Annotated in this window: 1 protein-coding gene; it reads right to left on the bottom strand. The window is 63.8% G+C overall.

Annotated elements, in window-relative coordinates; translation table 11 throughout:
• Nucleotides 1–146: phage integrase N-terminal SAM-like domain-containing protein (locus AB3X95_RS39005; RefSeq protein WP_368624012.1), on the bottom strand; the 146-nt coding region annotated here is incomplete at its 3' end.
• Nucleotides 147–268 lie beyond the last annotated feature (122 nt).

A 268-nucleotide genomic window follows, 5' to 3' on the forward strand; every position in this document is an offset into this window, starting at 1 on the left:
GTATCAGGCGAGCGCCCGAGGTATCGGGCGAACTCACGGACGATGCGCAGATAGTTGGCTTGCGTCTTCGGGGAAAGCTGGCGCATGCGCATGTCGTCGATCATGCGCTGGCGCAGCGGGCTGACGGCTGGTTGGGAGGAGGTCATGATTCGGCTCCTGCTGGAGAACGAGGCGGATTGCCTCATTCGCCAACATAGAACCGCGCGCCCGGCCTCTCCCTGACCTCAAGCGCCGGACCGTAGCCCCTACCGCGTAAGCGGTTTAGTCC

This window comes from Paraburkholderia sp. BR13444 (assembly GCF_040948755.1).
In the GTDB taxonomy this organism is placed as follows: Bacteria; Pseudomonadota; Gammaproteobacteria; order Burkholderiales; family Burkholderiaceae; genus Paraburkholderia; species Paraburkholderia youngii.